We start from the raw sequence: 16,367 nt of genomic DNA on the forward strand, positions 1-16,367 counted from the left end.
CCGGTATCCGCGCTCGACGCACCGCCGTACCGCTCGCATCGACGACGGCCACGTCGTTCAGGTGCAGAAGTCCCATTACCCGAGCGACCCGGCCAAGACCTCCCCCACCGCTCGATCCGCCGCGCGGACCGCGCCCTCCATGTAGGACTCGAACTCCGCGGACGTCTCCGCTCCGGCCCAGTGGACGCGGCCCACCGACGCCGTCGTCGCGTCCTTGTAGTTCGTGATGACGCCCGGCGTCCGCAGCCCCGCCACGCCGCTGATCCACGGCTCGGCGATCCAGGACTTTTCCAAATACCGCTCGTAATCCCGCGCCTGGGGCCCGAAAAGCTCGACAACGTCCTTCACGAACGCCTCCCGGCGGGCGGTCTCGTCGTCGAGAATCGCGTCGTCCCAATGGAACTCGCCTGAAGCAGCGGTGCCGACGAACGCCAGGAGGATGCCCTTGCTGCCGTCGGGCGGAGAGTTGTCCACGACGAAATGCGCGATCGGGAGATCGGTGACGGCGGAGCCGTTCAAGCCCTGCTCGCGCCAGAACGGGCGCCGGTAGACCAGGCAGACCTTGCGTTCTCCGCCGTTGCGCCAGACGCGCTGCAGTTTCGCGCGGCGGGTCGGGAGCGGCGGGAGGAAGTCGATCCGGTCCGCGTCGGCCGGGGTCATCGCGACGATGGTCCGGCCGCATCGGACCTCAGCGCCGGGCGAGCGCACAAGCACGCCGTGGGCGTCTTGTTCGATCGAGGTCACCGGGGAGCCCAGCCGGATCCGGTCGCCGAGTTCGGCTGCGATGGCGTCGGTGATGGCTTGGGTGCCGCCGGCCACGCGCGTCTCTTGTGCGCCGTTCGCGGTGTTCATCATGAACTCGACGCCGCCTGAGGTGCCGATCTGGTGCAGGGCCTTGAGCAGGGAGACCTGGCTCGAGCTTTCGGCGAAGACCAGCGAGAGCCCGAGTTCGAACAGGTGCCGTGCCTCGGCGCTGCGGCAGTTCTTGCCGAGCCAGTGGCCGAGGGTCGTGCTGTCCCATTCGGCTGCTTTCCGGGCGCGCCAAGGAGCTTCGGCGGGAACGGTCGCCGCCATCCGTTCGAGGCGGAACTGCGTTTGGGCGAAGTCCACCAAGGCCAGCGGACCCAGTGGCGGGATGGTGCCGCCGAACGTCCGCCGTTTGCCGTGCCGGAGGTAGATCGTTTTGCCCTCGGTGTGCGTGGGGAAGGTTTTGAGTCCCAGTTCCCCGAGCAACTCGAACATCCGAGTGTGCAGCTTGCCGACCCACTGGCCGCCGCCTTCGCTGATCACGCCGTCGCCGGTGTCGAGGTTGTACAGGCGTCCGCCCGCGCGGTCGTCGGCCTCCAGTACGACCACCGAGTGTCCGCGTCGTACGAGCTGGCGGGCGGCGACGAGGCCGGAGAGCCCCGCGCCGACCACTGCCACGTCCGCGGTGAGCTGTGCTGGCATTGTTGTGGTCACCTGGTGCTCCGCTCCGCATTGGGCTGCCGGGGTTTCGCTTTTGCCGTCCGATCGACAAGGCGCAGTGGCCGCGCCTCGCGCTCTCGCAGAGCCGCGTTGACAGCCGCGACGAGCCGAGTCGTCGCCTCTTTGCTGCTGCGGCTGACCGCGGTGAAAGAGATATAGCCGTGCACAAGTCCTTCTTCGCGGATCAGGTCGACGCGCACTCCGCTCTCGAGCAACGCAGCCGCATAGGCGAGCGCGTCGTCGCGCAGTGGGTCGAACCCGGCGACCGCCACGATGGCGTCCGGAAGACCGCTCAGGTCGTCGGCCAGCAGGGGGCAGAGCAGCGGGTCGCGCTCGTCCGTTCCGGCGGGCACGTAGTGGCCCATGAACCAGTCGATCTGCTTGGCCGACAAGGCGGGAGAGCCGGCGAACTCGTCTTGAGAAGGCCGCCGCACCGAGATGTCGGTGGCCGGCTGGATGAGCACCTGGAGCAGCGGTTGCACCGACTGGCCGCGCACCTGCTGGCAGAGCACGGCGGCGATGTTGCCTCCGGCGCTTTCGCCCGCTACGACGATCCGGTTCGGGTCCAGGCCCCAGCTTTCCGCGTGCTCGACGGCGTACTGCCAGGCCGCGAGAGCGTCTTCGTGCGCCGCGGGGAAAGGATCCTCAGGCGCCAGCCGGTACTCGACCGACAGCACGTCGGCTCCCGTTCCGTGCGCGAACATCCGCGCCGGGGCGGCGTAGCTGGCCCGGCTTCCGAGAACGAAGCCGCCGCCGTGGAAGAAGAGAATCAAGCCCCGGCCAGGTTTTCCCGAACTGTACCGGGTCGCCAGCAGTCCACTGTGGATTTCAACTTCCTGTTCGACAGCACAGGGAGCGACCCGGTCGGCGAACGCGGCCGCGTCGGTCTCGATGACCTTCCGCGCCTCGGCGGCGGGCAGATCGCTGTAGTCGTTCCCGGCGGCGGTCAGTTTCATCAGCATGGCGACGTCCGGGGCCATGCGCTCCCCCGCGCGGTTGACCGGCGGGCGCGCGAGCACCCGCGCGATCGGTGCCGGAAGACCGCACAGGGCAACGACAAACGCCCGTTGCAGACGCTGGCTCAGCGTCAGGCGCGGCGCGGTCACGACCCGGCTCCGACGCTGGCGAGGGCGCTGGTCCGGGTCGAGAACCGGAGGTTCTCGTCGATCAGCTGCCCCTTGAACAGCCGGTTGTCCGGCACGAAGGTGGTACGCATCCGCCACGGCAGTTCGGTGCCCTGCTTCGGAAGTTCGTGCAGCGACCGCCGCATGTACCCGGCGCTGAGGTCGACGACGTCGTCCTTGTCCAGGTTTTCCGGCGCGACCGGCACCACGATGTCCTGTCCGGTCGCGTCCATCCGGCGGAGCACATCAGTGACCAGACGGCACACGTTGCTCAGGCGCAGCGTCCAGGACGCCTTCGTGTAGCCGAACATCATGGCCCAGTTCGGCACCCCGGAGATCAGGCAGCCGCGGTACAGCACGGTGTCCGGCAGCTTCGCCGGAACGCCGTCCACCGTCGGCTGGATGCCGCCCAGCAGTTGCAGGACCAGGCCGGTCGCCGTGACGACGAGGTCGGCCTCCAGCGTCTTGCCCGACTTCAGCAGGATGCCCTTCTCGGTGAAGCGGTCGATGTGATCGGTGACCACGTCGGCCTTCCCGTCGCGCAGCGCGTGGAAGAACTCGCCGTCCGGGGTGACGCAGAGCCGCTGGTCCCACGGGTCGTACGGCGGGTTGAAGTGGGTGTCCACGTCGAAACCGGGCGGCAGGTCCTTGAGCGCGAGCTTGCGGAGCAGTTTCCGGCCGAAATTCGGGAACTTGGACAGGACCGAGACGAGCAGGAAGTCCTGCCAAATGTTCTTTCGGCGGGTAGCCGCGTAGCCAGCCTTCGCCCCGAACACCTTGCTGAGAGCGAGCGCGATCTTGTCGACCCGGGGGGCCGAAGCGACGTAGCTCGGCGTGCGCTGCAGCATCGTCACGTGCGCCGCGGCGCCCTCGCCCATCAGCATGGCCGGCAGCATCGTCACCGCCGTCGCGCCGCTTCCGATGATCACGACGCGTTTGCCGCGGTAGTCGTAATTCTCCGGCCATTCCTGCGGATGCAGGATGTCGCCCCGGAAATCCTCGCGCCCCTCAAAGTGCGGCGTGTATCCCTTGTCGTAGCGGTAATAGCCAGTCGCGCTGAACACGAAGCCCGCCTTGACGGTCTTCTCGCTCTCCGCCCCGTCGGCGCCGGTCACCCGAACCCGCAGCGTCCATTGCGCTTCGGCGCTGGACCAGTCCGCCGCCGTCACCCGGTGTCCGAGCCGGAGGATCTTGTCCAGACCGAATTCGGACACCGTTTCGTCAAGGTATTCGCGGATCAGCGGGCCTTCGGCGATCGCCGAACGGTGCCGCCACGGCTTGAAATCGTAGGCGTAGGTGTGCAGGTCGGAATCGGAGCGGACGCCCGGGTAACGGAACAGATCCCACGTGCCGCCGATCGCCGCGCGCGATTCGAGGACGAGGATCTTCTTGTCCGGGAACTCGGCCGCCAGCTGCCGGCTCGCGCCGATGCCGGAGACTCCCGCGCCGATGACGACGATATCGGCGCGCTCCGTCGCGCTCCGTTCCTTCATGCTCCACACCTTTCCGATTGCGCTGCCGGTGCCGGGACACCGCGGGCCGCTGACCAGCGGCAACGACCAGGACCGAAGTTGGTCATTTGATAAAGTCGTTTGACAGAGTGTGTGGCACGAGCCATCGGACGTCAAGACCCGAAGTCCGGTCAGCGTGCTTCGGTCACCCGGACGAGCGGAGCCGGAACGGTTGCGAGCACGGCGTTTCGGGCACGGGAACACTGGGCGCGGCGGTCTTCGGGCAGCGCGATTTCCCGGCAGGGACCAAGATCAGGTCCGCCGTGGGCGAGACGACAGCGCGAAGCTCGCTGACCTCAGCGCAAAACGTTGGGAGACAACAGGAATCGGCTCGGCGGGATCAGGCCGTTCTCCCGCGGCGACCGCACTAGGGCCGGTTCAGCGCGCGGCCGCCTCTTGGTCGAGCCGGGTCGCGAGCCAGCTGTCCAGCACCGCCGTGACGAGCTCGAGCTTGTCTTCGGCGAGAGAATCGTCGCCGCGCGTCAGCCAATTCAAGGCGAAACCGTCGGCGAGGGACGAGATGACGTTGACGATGTCTTCGATGGCTTCGGAGCTGAGCTGATCCCCCGGCGCCGCTTTCCGCAGTATGCCGCGCATCGTCTCGGCCGCGCGCTCGTAGACGCCCATTCCGCGGTTCTCGGACTGCCGCTGGGCCCAGCTGAACAGCTCCAGCGTCGCCGCCGCGAACGTGTGCGACTCGAAGTAGCAGCTGATCACTCCGCGAAGGAGTTCGCGGGCGGTCTCCGCGAGGCCGCTGTGCGGATCGCTGCCGTCCAGGACCGCCTGGAACTGGGAACCGACGAATTCGTAGACGTCGGCGAACAGGTCTTCCTTGGAGTTGTAGCAATAGTGCAGCGTCGCCAGCGGAGCCTGCGCCTGTTCGGCGATCCGTCGCGTCGTCGCGCCGTCGATGCCGTGGGAGGCGATGACCTCCATCGCCGCGTTGACGAAGTCCTGCCGCCGTTCGGCAGCCGAGACGCGTGGCATGCGGCCCTCCCCCAGTGATCCCGGTACGACTAGGACATTTGACCCAGTCCAGCCCAGACTACCAGCGCGGCCGGGAAGCCGGTCGCCCCGCCGTCCGGAAAACTCTTGGTCAAACAACTTGATCGGACGACCAAGAAGGGTTAGCTTATGGGCCCTGACCACCGGGGATCGCTTTCCTCCAGCAGGCTCGCCCACGACATCGGAGTCGACCATGGCAGAACTGCACCGGCCTGACCTCGTCCGCCCCGCTCCGCCTCTCCGGGCGGCGCGAAGAGTCCCGCTCCTCAGCATCGGCGCGGTACTGGTCGTCTTGACCAACGCAGTCCTCTTCGTGGTGCCGCCGCTTCTGCCGGTCATCGCGACGCACTACCACCTCGTCACGCTCGCCCAGACCACCTGGGTCTACACCGCGCTCACCTTGGGGGGAGGAGCCGGATTCATCCTTCTCCCCCGGCTCGCCGACCTTTACGGGGATCGCAACGCCTCAGTGCTCGCTTCCGCTTTTCTTACGCTGGGTGCGCTCATTCCCGCAGTGGGCAACTCGTATCCAGCGCTGCTGGCTGGCTGTCTCGTAATGGGTTTCGGCGGTGCCGCGCAATTGCTGCCGCTCGGATTTCTCCGCCGGAACCTCGGCGAGCGCGGAATCACCGCGGGCGTGGCCGTTCTCGTGATCGCCACCGGGGTCGGCATCGTCGTCGGCATGATCGGCGGCGGCTTGATCGTGCAGAATCTGTCGCTGCGAAGTTTTTTCTTCGTGCTGACCGCGGCATTCGCCCTGACGACGGTCATGTCCTGGGCGACCATTCCGCACACTCCGCCCGCCGAGCCTTCCGGCCGGGTCGGCGTGCTCGGCACCGTCTGGATGATCGGCTGGGTGGCGGCGATCCTCCTGACGCTGACGCAGGGTTTGGTGTGGGGTGCCGGGGCGTTGATTCCGTTGACGCTCGGCGTCGCGGGCGGGATTCTCTGGCTGCGCGTCGAACGGAAATCGGCTTCCGCGGTCTTCGACGTCTCCTTCATGAAAACCCCGCTGGTGACCGCGGCGTGCGTGTGCATCGCCTTGTTCGCGGCGGTGAATTCGGCCTATCTGCTCCTGGTCAGCGATTACGCCCAGGTCGTCCCCGCGACGCTCCGCCCGGCCGACGCTTACGGGTTAGGGCTCAGCGCGCTGCAGACGGGCTGGCTCATGGTGCCGTTCGCGGCGACCTTCCTGCTCGGCGGCGCCATCGCGGACCGGCCGGCGGCGAACGGGCGCGGCGCGTCGATGTTCGCGGCCGGAGCGCTGGTCAGTGCCGCCGGTCTGGCCTGGCTCGCGCTGGCGCACGACCGGCAGTGGCAGTACCTCGTCGGCGCCGCCGTCATGGGCCTCGGCTGCAGCATCGGCTACGCGGCCGGGTTCGCGATCGCGCAACGAGCCGTGCCCGAAGAAAAGGCCGGCATGGCCGCTGGTGTCGCCGGGACTTTCATGGCCGTGGGCTTCGCCGTCGGCACCGCGCTGATCAGCGCCGACCTCAGCGTTTCGCTGACCCCGGTACGCGGCACCGGCGAAGAAGTCGCGACCGCGGATCTCTACGGCTCCGGCTACTGGATCGCTGCCGTCGTGGCCCTGCTCGTGCTGGCGACCTTGGCCGTCTCCCGCGCACGCGCCCGGCGCCGCGCCGCCTGACCATCGCTGCCTTCGCCGGAAGCGAAGGCCCGAACCCCAAGGAATACAGGAAATGAAAGAAGCCCTCTTCGCTCTGGCCGACGTCTGGATGATTTTCGCCGGGTTCACTTACGGCGTGAAGTTCATCCGGCACTATCGAAACTATTTGCTGGGCCTGGAATGGATCGTCGTCGCCACGTCCGGCACGAACTTCCTGCTCTGGTCCCTGCTCGGCGGCGACGAGCACAGCGCCATGTACTTCGTGGCGTATTTCCTCGACGCTTTCTCGCGCTCGGTGGGCATCACGCTGATCCTCGTACTGGGCCTCATGCGCGTGACGCACCTCTACAAGCCCTCGGTGGCAACCGATGTCGGCGCGTTCGCGCTGGCCGGGGTGGCCGGACTGTACTTCCAGCAGTTCCATTGGGAATTCCACGCTGGCTCGGCGATTTTCTACGTCGCGGTCAACGCGGTCACGGCGATCTTCCTCGCCTATTTCACCGTGCGGCTCTGGCGGGCGCGCGCCAAGGCTTCCGCCGTCGCCTCCGCTCTGGCCACCGCGGCGGGGCTGGCGATCGCGGTGATGTACGACTTCTTCCCGATTCCGGACGACCAGTACCGCACGACGTTCTACACGCTCGCCCTCGCCACCTGGGGCACCCAGATGTACGTGATTTTCCGGGCCTACCGCGCCCTGCACAACCACAACGTCGCGACCGGAATCGAGCCCGCGACCCGGTCCGGACGCACCAAGCTCGCGAGCGCCTAGGAGATCCCGTGGACACCGCCAACGTCGACTACCGCAGCTTCACCGGGTGGATCGACCCGCCGTCCGACATCCAGCCTCCGCTGGACGGCGACCTCAACTGTGCCGTCGCGGTCGTCGGCGGCGGGCTCGGCGGCATGTCGACCGCCCTGCGCCTCGCCGAGCGCGGACAGGACGTCGTGGTGCTGGAAGCCCAGTTCTGCGGCCATGGTTCCAGCTCCCGCAACGCTGGCCAGCTCGCGAGCGCGCCCGGCGGCGACATCCAGCTGCTGAATCTGTTCTTCCGCAAGAGAATGCCCGGCATGGCCCGGTTGACCGAGCACGCGGCGCTGCATGTCGAAGACCTGATCAAGCGGTTCGACATCGACTGCGACTACGAACCGACCGGCAACACTTTCGCCGCGGTGTCCCGAGGGCAGCTCGGACGGGTGCGGCGCGTGGCCAAGATCCTCCGCAAGGCGGGCACGAAGGTCGAGCTCGGCACGAGCGAGGAACTCGGGATCCCGCGCGGTTTCCTCGGCGGCATGCGCGAAGTAGCGGGCGGGATCATGAACCCCGGCAAGTTCACCCGCGGCGTGCGCCGGGAACTCCTGGCGTCGTCCGCGCGGGTCTTCGAGCAGACCAAGGTCACGGACGTCACCCGCGACGGCGCTCAGGTGGTGGTCTCAACGCCTCGCGGCATAGTGCGTGCGGACAAGGTCGTGCTCGCGACGAACGCCTTCTCCGGCGAATGGAAGATCACGCCCAAGCACCTTTCGGTGCCGCTGTGGGTGATCGAGGCGGAGACCGAGCCGATCGATCCCGCCCGCTTGAAGGCGCTGGGCTGGACCAGCCGTTCCGGGCTGATCACCCAGCACAACATCATGGAAAACTACCGGCTGACCCCGCGGGATACGATCGTCTTCGGGGTCCGCCGGATCGAGCGGGGCAGGCGTTTTCCGCTCCCGGCAGCGGAAAAGCGCCCAGACCCGGGACTGGTCCGGGAACTCGCGGACGCGTTCGCGACGCGGTTCCCGAGCCTGGCCGACGTGGCGGTGGAGCGGGCTTGGGGCGGCTGGATCGCCATCACCTCGTCCTGGCTTCCGGTCGCCGGGCAGCTCGGCGGCAACGTCTTCTATTCGATCGCCTGCAACGGCCACGGCCTCGCGCAAGCACCGTATGTCGGCTCGCTCCTCGCGGATCTCGTCGTCGACGGCGAACGGCCCGAAGACCTGGGTGTCCTGTGGGCCGAGAAACCCCGCTTCCCCCGTCCACTCATGATGAGCCCGCTCGGACTGCGCACGATCTGGGCGGTCGACCGCTTCAACGACCGGATCAACGGCAGCAGGCGGAACGCGCGGAAAGGGGCTCCGCCCGCTGCCTGAACACTCCCGCGAGTCCACATCGGACGGTCAAGCCGGACCGGCGGCCCCCTTGACCCTCGGCTCCCAGCTCACGCGCAAAACGCTGCCGGGATCGAACGGGGCGACGTCGTCCGGCCCGACCGCCGTCCCGTCCCGGCGCGCCCGCACCGCGGCCAAGCCGATTCCGACGAACTCCCGGCAGATCACCGGCAACGGCGTCGTGCCGGAGGGGTCGTACCAATCGCTCACGCCGGTGCACATGGACAACAGGGCGAGCCGGGTCAGCCGCTGGTCGGCGATCCGGAAGAGGCCTTCGTCGACGCCGTCTCGCAGCGCGGCGCTCCAGTGCGCTTCGTACGTGTCGCGCATGGCCACGATCTCCTGGTGCCCGTCGCTTCCGGGCGTCAGGGCCCGGATTTCCCCGTCGGTGACGCCGCTGCTCATCCGGTTCACCGCGTGCGCGCCGACGAGCCCGCTGATCAGGATGGCCAGTCGGTCTTCCGGCCGGGTGAGGGGCGCGAGCTGAGCCTCGGTGGCGGAGTTCAGCCGCTGCTGCATTTCCCGCATGATGTCGAGAAGCAGGCTCTCCTTGTTGGTCGCGAAGTGGTACACGCCCGCGTTGGAGAGGTTGGCCCGGCTCGCGATCTGGCGGATGCTGGTCGCCGCGTAGCCCTGGGTGGCGAACAGGAACACCGCGGCCGCCCTGAGCCGCGTGGCGGTGTCCGCGTTCGGATCGGCGTCGAGCACCTGGTCGTTCATCGCAGTCCTTCCGTGAGCCGCATTCGCCGAGCGTATCCAGGCCCGGCGCGCGGGGCGCAGGTCCTCCGCGCCGAACCGGCTGTTGACAGGTTACCGGACGTTCGGTAACCATAGCTCTCGTCGCTGGGCGCACCGCGCGAACCTTCGTCCGAGAAGCGCGAAACCTCCGATGCCCGCGGCCTTCCCCACTCGACTGTGATTCGAGGACCCCATGACCCGTGACCTCCCGCCGGACCGGCAGACCGAAGCACTGGCGCGCACGCTCGGCGTGCCGCAGATCGTGTTCATGGTCGTGGCCATGGCCGCCCCGCTCACCGTCGTCGCCGGGCTCATCCCGCTCATGATCGCGACCGGCAACGGGACCGGCGCACCGCTGAACTTCGTCGTCATGGGACTCGTGCTCGTCCTGTTCACCGTCGGGTTCTCCGCGATGACACCCGAGGTCGCCGATGCCGGAGCGTTCTACTCCTACGTGCAAAAAGGCTTGGGCAGAGTGGTCGGCCTCGGTGCCGCGACACTGGCGATCGCGACGTACGCGGTGCTTCTCGTGTCGGTCGCGGCCTACCTCGGCGCTGCCGTGCACAACGTGTTCGTGACCCTCGCCGGGGTTTCCGTCCCCTGGTGGTCGCTCTCGGCGGCGTGCCTGCTCGCCATCGCCGTTCTCGGCTACCGCAACATCGAAATGAGCGCGCGAGTCCTCGGCGCCCTGCTCGTCGCGGAGGTCTTGATCGTCGCTGTGCTGGACCTGGCGATCGTCGTGCACGGAGGCGACCGCGGCTTGTCCGGCGAACCGTTCACGTGGAGCGCGTTCAGCCAGGGAGCCGTCGGAACCGGCGTCATGTATGCGATCTTCGGGTTCGTCGGCTTCGAGGCGACCGCGGTATTCCGTTCGGAGGCAAAGGATCCGGACACCACCGTTCCGCGCGCCACCTATACCGCGGTGCTCGTCATCGCCGTGGTGTACGCGGTCTCCGCGTGGGCCGTCATCGTCGGTGCGGGAACCGGCAAGGTCGTGGACCTGGCGACCAGCCACCCGGAGGCCCTCACCGCCGACCTGGCCACGAGATACGTGTCGGCCTTCGCGCACGACGTGCTGCAATGCCTGCTCGCGACGAGCTTCTTCGCGTGCGTGCTGACCGTGCACAACGTCGTGTCCCGCTACACGTTCACGTTGGGCCGCAAGGGCGCACTCCCGGCGAGGTTCGGCGCGGCCCATCCGAAGCACCGTTCGCCGCACATCGCTTCCCTCGTCACGTCCGGTGTCGTCACGCTCGCGTTGGCAGTCATGGCCGTATGCCGCCTCGATCCCGTGACGCAGATCTACGCCTGGTTCGGCGGCGCGGGCACGCTCGGGCTGATCTTCCTGCTCGCGTTGACTTCCGTCGCCGTCGTCGTGCACTTTCGCCGAAACCCCGGCGGCGTATCGAAATGGAAGGGCGCCGTCGCGCCGGGGATCGCCTCGGCGAGCCTGCTCGGCGCCCTTTTCCTGGTGGTCAGCAACTTCGAGCTGCTGATCGGCTCGGCCGGCATCGCCCGCGCCTTCCTCGCTTTCCTGGTGCTCGCCTACGTCGCCGGACTGGTGTGGGCGCTGCGCCTGCGGGCGAAGAAGCCGACGGTCTACACAGCTCTGGTCAATTGACCAAGTCATATGACAAACTACAACTCCGCCGCGTTCAGGGCGAAAGGAACCCAGCATGACCGAGACGACGACGCTTCCCGCGCTACAGCACGCGACCGCCCTGGCGATCGAGCCGGACGCGACTCCGGTGGTCCGCTTGATCGCGCGCGCCTTGCGCGAATCTGTCCGAACAGGACACGAAGGCGACACCTTGGCCCGTATCCAGGGAACCGTCGCGCTCCGCTCCCATGACACCCCGCAAGCCGCCACCATCGTTGTGCAGCGCGGCGAAATCGCGGTCAGCAGCGGCGTTTTCACCGAACCTGACGCGACCGTCGTCGTCGATCTGCGGGCCCGGTTCTCCCCGACTCAGAAACCGGCCGGGAACACGGAACTGGCCGAGGCCGTGCTGCGCGCTTTGACACCGCCGCTTCCCCCTTGGCGGGAGGCGGCCCGGCGGTTCTGGGACCTCACCCGCGACCTCGCCGGCATGCCGGACGTCCTTGTCGTCGTGGCAGAAAGCGAGGACGGCCGGACCGAGGAAAGGTTCGGCGAAGGCTCTTCCGAGTATCTGCTCGCGGGCTCCCCCGACGTCCTGGCTGGAGTGCTCACCGGTGCCGACGATTTCCTGCTCGCCTTGTCGTCCGGCCTGCGCGTCAAAGGCACCTGGGCGCAGTTGTCCGTCCTGACCGGCGCTTCGTGGAAGGTGCGTTTCGATGTCTGATCTCCCGAAAACGGCGGGCAAGACCGTCCGCCTCGAAGCGACGAACCACGACGGCAGCTTCCTGGGCAAGACCGTCTCCGCAGCCAAGTTCGCTTCCGGCAAGGAAACCGGCTTCGCTTTCGCCGACGTGCTCTTCGCCATCGACCTCGGCGACGAATTCGTCCTCGGCGACGCTTACGCGGACTGGCGCGGCAACCTCTACGACATCCAGATGGTTCCCGATCTGTCCACTTTGGTCGAATGGAAGCCGGGACTGGACTCGGTGATCGGCGACTACCGCAAGAAAGACGGCACGCCGGTGCCGATCTGCCCGCGGAACCTGGCACGCGCCATGGTGGACCGGCTCGCCGCGTTGGGTCTCACCGCCACCGTCGCGGTGGAGATCGAGGCGACTCTCTTCGAGGAATCCGTCCAGGAAGCGCGCATCCGCGGATACCGCGACCTGACTCCGCTCGGCGGCAGCGCGGGTGCCACCTACCACCTGGCGCGGTCGAAGGACTGGGTCGACTACATGGAGGCGGTCGCGGCCCGGCTCGACGACCTGGGCATCGCCTGGGAAGCGTGGACCGACGAGGCCGCCGCGGGGCAGACCGAGCTGAATCTCGCGCCCACGGACCCCATCGCGCTCGCCGACGCCTGGGCCCGCACTCGCCAGGCCATGCGGGAAGTGGCATTCGAGCAAGGCCGCACGGTCACTTTCATGGCCAAGCCGACGGCCGGGTGGGGACAGGGCGCGCACATCAATCTCTCGCTGCAGCGCGAGGGCGTGAACCAGTTCTTCGCCAAAGACGGCCTGACCGACCTCATGCGCCACGCGATCGGCGGATTGATGGCGACGATGGCGGGCAACGCCGCGATCGTGCTTCCGCAAATCACCTCGTACCGGCGGCTGGAAGAATTCAGCGGACCGCCGACGACGATCAGCTGGGGAGTCAACAACAAGACGGCCGCCGTGCGCGCCATCACCGACCATCCGCGGTATTCGCGGCTCGAGTACCGGGTTCCCGGCTCCGACGTCAATCCGTACCTCGCGCTGGCCGGGGTGCTCGCCGGAGTGGCGGCCGGAATCGAGCGGGAGATCGAACCTCCGGACGAGGTCGCCGACATGGCTTGGTGCCTTCCCGAGGACTGCGGCGTGCCCCGGATTCCCGACACGATGTCGAAGGCGTTCGCCGCCCTGGACGCGGACCCGATCCTGCGCGAATACCTCGGCGACGAATTCGTCGACTTCTGGGTCGTGTCCCGCCGGTGGGAATGGATGGAATTCCACACCAAGGGCGGCGATCCGTACTCCCCGCTCTCGGAGTGGGAGTCCCGGCGCTACTTCGAGCTGCCGTGACCAAGCCGCTCATCGGCGTCACCGGCCGCCGCTTCCGCATGGGACTGGTCGACGGCTCGGACAGCCGCTACGCAGACATGCACACCGACAGCTACATGGCCGCCTTCGCGACCAGGATCGCGCGGGCCGGCGGCGTACCGGTCCATCTGCCCTACGACGCTCCCCCGGAAGACGCCGCGGAATGGCTGTCCGGCGTCGTCGTCACCGGAGGACAGGACGTGCACCCGGCCCGCTGGGGCGGAGACACCGCAGTGGTGCGCGAAATCGACCCGCGCGCCGACCCGGCGGTGCACGACGCCGAGCGCGACGCGTACGAGATCGCACTCGTGCATGCGGCGCTGAAACGGGAAATCCCCGTCCTCGGCGTGTGCCGGGGCATGCAGGTCCTCAATGTCGCGCTCGGCGGCACGCTCGTCGCCGACCTCTCCCCCGGCTCGGTGCGGCATCTCTCCCTCGAATCCGCGCCGACCGACGGCACGCCGGATCACGTCGTCGCCTTCGAGCCCGGCTCGATCGCCGCGGGGCTGTTCGGCGACCGCGCGGTCACCAACTCGTGGCATCACCAAGCGGTGGACCGGTGCGGCGCCGGGCTCGCCGTGACCGGCCGGACCGAGGACGGGGTGGCCGAGGCGATGGAACTCCCCGGCTCGCCCGTGCTGGCCGTGCAATGGCATCCGGAGTGGATGGCGAGCACGGATCCCGCGCTGGTGTGGATCGTCGAACAGTCGGCCCAGCGCCGGTGCGCCCCAGGACTATCGAACAACGCAGGAACGGTGAAAGCATGACAATCGCGGCTGACCGCCTCGGCGAGGATCCGCCGACCCCGACCTTGACCGCGCTGCTGGCGGAACGCGCGGTCCAATCGCCGGACAAGGAATTCCTCCGCTTCGGCGACCGTTCGTGGACCTTCGGCGAGATCGACGCCTGGACCTCTCGGCTGGCGCACCGCCTGATCGAGGCGGACGGCGTCCAACCCGGCGACCGGGTCGCGGTCATGCTGCCGAACGTCGTGCAGTGGCCGGTCGCCTGGCTCGCCGCGCTCAAAGCGGGTGCGGTGGCCGTGCCGATCAATGCGAAGTATCAGCAAGCAGACCTCGCGTTTGTGCTGAAGGATTCCGGCACCCGGCTGGTTTTCACCGACCACGACCACCTGCCGCTCGTGCACGACGTCGCGGGCACGGATGCGGTGCGGGTGGTAGACGACGGGTCTGCGCAGTTCTCAGCCAGCGCACCCGACGTCGCCGTCACCGCCGACACCTTGGCGAACCTCCAATACACCTCGGGAACCACCGGATTTCCCAAGGCCTGCATGCTGACGCACGACTACTGGGTCCGCAACGGCTGGCTGTGCGCGGCCGCGACCGGCTTGGGATCCGACGACGTTTTGCTTACCGCGCAACCCTTCTCGTACATGGATCCACAGTGGAACGTGGCGCTCGCGCTCACCATTGGGGCTCCGCTGGTCGTACTCCCGCGATTCTCCGCCTCCGGCTTCTTCGCGGACGTTCGCCGCCACGGCGCGACCTTCTTCTACGTCCTCGGGTCCATGCCGACCCTGCTGCTCAAACAGTCGCCGGATCCGCGCGACCGCGACAATTCCGTCCGGATGGTGCTGTGCTCCGGGATTCCCGCGGACCTGCACTCCGCGTTGGAGGAACGATGGGGCGCTCCGTGGCGTGAGGTCTACGGGATGACCGAGTCGGGGTTCGACCTGGTTTCGAGTTTCGCCGATCCCGCCGCGGTGGGCAGCGGAAGCCTCGGCCGTCCGGTGCCGACCAAGCAGGTGCGCGTGGTCGGCCCGGACGGCGCGGAGGTCCCGGACGGCGAACGCGGAGAACTCACCGTCAAGGGCAAGCCGATGATGGAGGGCTACTGGAACCGGCCCGAGGACACCGCGCGAATCCTGCGCGACGGCTGGCTTCACACGGGCGACATCGTCGTTCGCGGCGAGGACGGTGACATCAGGATTGTCGGACGCATCAAGGACATGGTCCGGCGAGGCGGCGAAAACATCGCGAGCGCCGAGGTGGAGGCGGTGCTCGAACGCGATCCCGCCGTGGTCGGCGCGGCGGTCGTGGCCGAGCCGGACGACCTGATGGGCGAAGAAGTCAAAGCCTTTGTCCAGCTTGCCGACGGCGTCGCGGCCGACCGTTCGACCGCGGAATCGATCGTCCAGCGAGCCGGGCATCAGCTCGCGCGCTTCAAGGTGCCTCGGTATGTCGAGTTCGTGGCCGATTTCCCGCGCACTCCGTCCGAGCGGGTGTCCAAGCCCGCGCTCAAGGAACGGGCCGCAGCCGATCCGGGCCTGGTCTACGACTTCAGCCCGGCCCGGCCCGATCTGCGCGTCGACATCACCCGGGACGTCGCGGTCCTCACCCTGTCCCGGCCCAAAAAGCTCAACGCGCTGACCGTCGCCACCCGTCGCCGCCTCGCGAGCGTCATCCGCGAGTTCGGCACCGGGCAGAAAGTGCGCGGCATCATCCTCACCGGCGAGGGCCGGGCGTTCTCCGCCGGCGAGGACCTCGCGGCCGCTCCCACCTGCTACGACGAGGTCAAGACCGCGTTCGAGACTTTTCACGACATCACCCGGGCCATCCTGGAGACCCGCATCCCGGTGGTCGCCGCGGTCAACGGCTTGGCAGTCGGCGGGGCGTCCGAAATCACGCTGTGCTGCGACACCCGGATCGGCACCCCGGCGACCGAGTACTACCAGCCGGAGAACCGGCGCGGCCTCACGATCTCCAACGCCACGAGCGTCCTGCTGCCCCGGCTGGTCCGCGGCCACGCGATCCGGATGGTGCTGGGCGCGCACCGGATGGACGCCGCGGAAGCCCTGCGGATCGGTCTCCTGGACGAAATCGTCGAACCGGACCAGCTCGTCGAGCGCGCGGTCGAAACCGTCCTCGACTGGACCCCGGCGGCCAATACGACGGCGATGCACCTTGCCCTTTTGCGACCGCAGCCGTCCGAAATCGAGGAAGCCTTCGCCCGGGAGGACGTCGCCGCTCGGGAAGCGTGGGAAAGCGGCGTGTACAGCGCGGGAATCCAGAGCTTCTGGACCGAAAAGGGCGCACGCGCGTGAAC

The 16,367-nt window shown here is 68.1% G+C and carries 13 protein-coding genes; 8 read left to right on the plus strand and 5 right to left on the minus strand.

The genetic code is table 11. The features are described 5' to 3' along the window. Positions 1–75: 75 nt before the first annotated feature. The 4 genes from ACZ63D_RS28685 to ACZ63D_RS28700 all read right to left on the minus strand — a co-directional run bounded on the left by ACZ63D_RS28685 (position 76) and on the right by ACZ63D_RS28700 (position 5,089). Positions 76–1,461, minus strand: a complete 1,386-nt coding sequence (locus ACZ63D_RS28685) for a flavin monoamine oxidase family protein (protein WP_465357466.1) — start codon at positions 1,459–1,461, stop codon at positions 76–78. Further along, positions 1,458–2,573 carry an alpha/beta hydrolase gene (locus tag ACZ63D_RS28690; protein WP_465357467.1) on the minus strand — a complete coding sequence of 372 codons (1,116 nt, stop codon included), beginning with the start codon at positions 2,571–2,573 and terminating at the stop codon, positions 1,458–1,460. The genes ACZ63D_RS28685 and ACZ63D_RS28690 overlap by 4 nt, the downstream gene beginning before the upstream one ends. Then, the gene (locus ACZ63D_RS28695; protein ID WP_465357468.1) at positions 2,570–4,084 is read right to left on the minus strand and encodes a flavin-containing monooxygenase; all 1,515 of its coding nucleotides are present in this window, start codon (positions 4,082–4,084) and stop codon (positions 2,570–2,572) included. The genes ACZ63D_RS28690 and ACZ63D_RS28695 overlap by 4 nt, the downstream gene beginning before the upstream one ends. Before the next feature lie 396 nt (positions 4,085–4,480). Then, complete coding sequence (locus ACZ63D_RS28700) at positions 4,481–5,089, minus strand: TetR/AcrR family transcriptional regulator (RefSeq protein WP_465357469.1); 609 nt, start codon at positions 5,087–5,089, stop codon at positions 4,481–4,483. A 211-nt stretch (positions 5,090–5,300) separates the two neighbouring features. On the opposite strand from ACZ63D_RS28700, the gene ACZ63D_RS28705 reads away from it, so the two are divergent. Genes ACZ63D_RS28705 through ACZ63D_RS28715 form a run of 3 tightly spaced genes read left to right on the plus strand, consistent with a single transcriptional unit; the run spans position 5,301 to position 8,864 of the window. Next, positions 5,301–6,755 carry an MFS transporter gene (locus tag ACZ63D_RS28705; RefSeq protein WP_465357470.1) on the plus strand — a complete coding sequence of 485 codons (1,455 nt, stop codon included), beginning with the start codon at positions 5,301–5,303 and terminating at the stop codon, positions 6,753–6,755. A gap of 52 nt (positions 6,756–6,807) precedes the next feature. After that, positions 6,808–7,503, plus strand: coding sequence for a transporter (locus ACZ63D_RS28710; RefSeq protein ID WP_465357471.1), 696 nt, complete (start codon positions 6,808–6,810; stop codon positions 7,501–7,503). An 8-nt stretch (positions 7,504–7,511) separates the two neighbouring features. Beyond that, a complete protein-coding gene (locus ACZ63D_RS28715) occupies positions 7,512–8,864 on the plus strand; it encodes an NAD(P)/FAD-dependent oxidoreductase (RefSeq protein ID WP_465357472.1) in 1,353 nt (450 codons plus the stop codon). A 27-nt stretch (positions 8,865–8,891) separates the two neighbouring features. Here ACZ63D_RS28715 and ACZ63D_RS28720 read toward each other — a convergent pair whose 3' ends face one another. Continuing rightward, a complete protein-coding gene (locus ACZ63D_RS28720) occupies positions 8,892–9,602 on the minus strand; it encodes a TetR/AcrR family transcriptional regulator (RefSeq protein WP_465357473.1) in 711 nt (236 codons plus the stop codon). A gap of 211 nt (positions 9,603–9,813) precedes the next feature. On the opposite strand from ACZ63D_RS28720, the gene ACZ63D_RS28725 reads away from it, so the two are divergent. Genes ACZ63D_RS28725 through ACZ63D_RS28745 form a run of 5 tightly spaced genes read left to right on the plus strand, consistent with a single transcriptional unit; the run spans position 9,814 to position 16,365 of the window. Continuing rightward, entirely contained in the window at positions 9,814–11,241 is a 1,428-nt protein-coding gene (locus ACZ63D_RS28725) for an APC family permease (RefSeq protein WP_465357474.1), read from the plus strand. 55 nt (positions 11,242–11,296) lie between these two features. Further along, the gene (locus tag ACZ63D_RS28730; RefSeq protein WP_465357475.1) at positions 11,297–11,944 is read left to right on the plus strand and encodes a hypothetical protein; all 648 of its coding nucleotides are present in this window, start codon (positions 11,297–11,299) and stop codon (positions 11,942–11,944) included. Next, positions 11,937–13,283, plus strand: a complete 1,347-nt coding sequence (locus ACZ63D_RS28735; protein ID WP_465357476.1) for a glutamine synthetase family protein — start codon at positions 11,937–11,939, stop codon at positions 13,281–13,283. Before ACZ63D_RS28730 ends, ACZ63D_RS28735 begins: the two co-directional genes overlap by 8 nt. After that, entirely contained in the window at positions 13,280–14,068 is a 789-nt protein-coding gene (locus tag ACZ63D_RS28740) for a gamma-glutamyl-gamma-aminobutyrate hydrolase family protein (protein ID WP_465357477.1), read from the plus strand. The genes ACZ63D_RS28735 and ACZ63D_RS28740 overlap by 4 nt, the downstream gene beginning before the upstream one ends. Next, positions 14,065–16,365, plus strand: coding sequence for an AMP-binding protein (locus ACZ63D_RS28745; protein WP_465357478.1), 2,301 nt, complete (start codon positions 14,065–14,067; stop codon positions 16,363–16,365). Before ACZ63D_RS28740 ends, ACZ63D_RS28745 begins: the two co-directional genes overlap by 4 nt. Positions 16,366–16,367: the final 2 nt, after the last annotated feature.

The sequence above is a fragment of the Amycolatopsis sp. NPDC104775 genome, assembly GCF_055583325.1.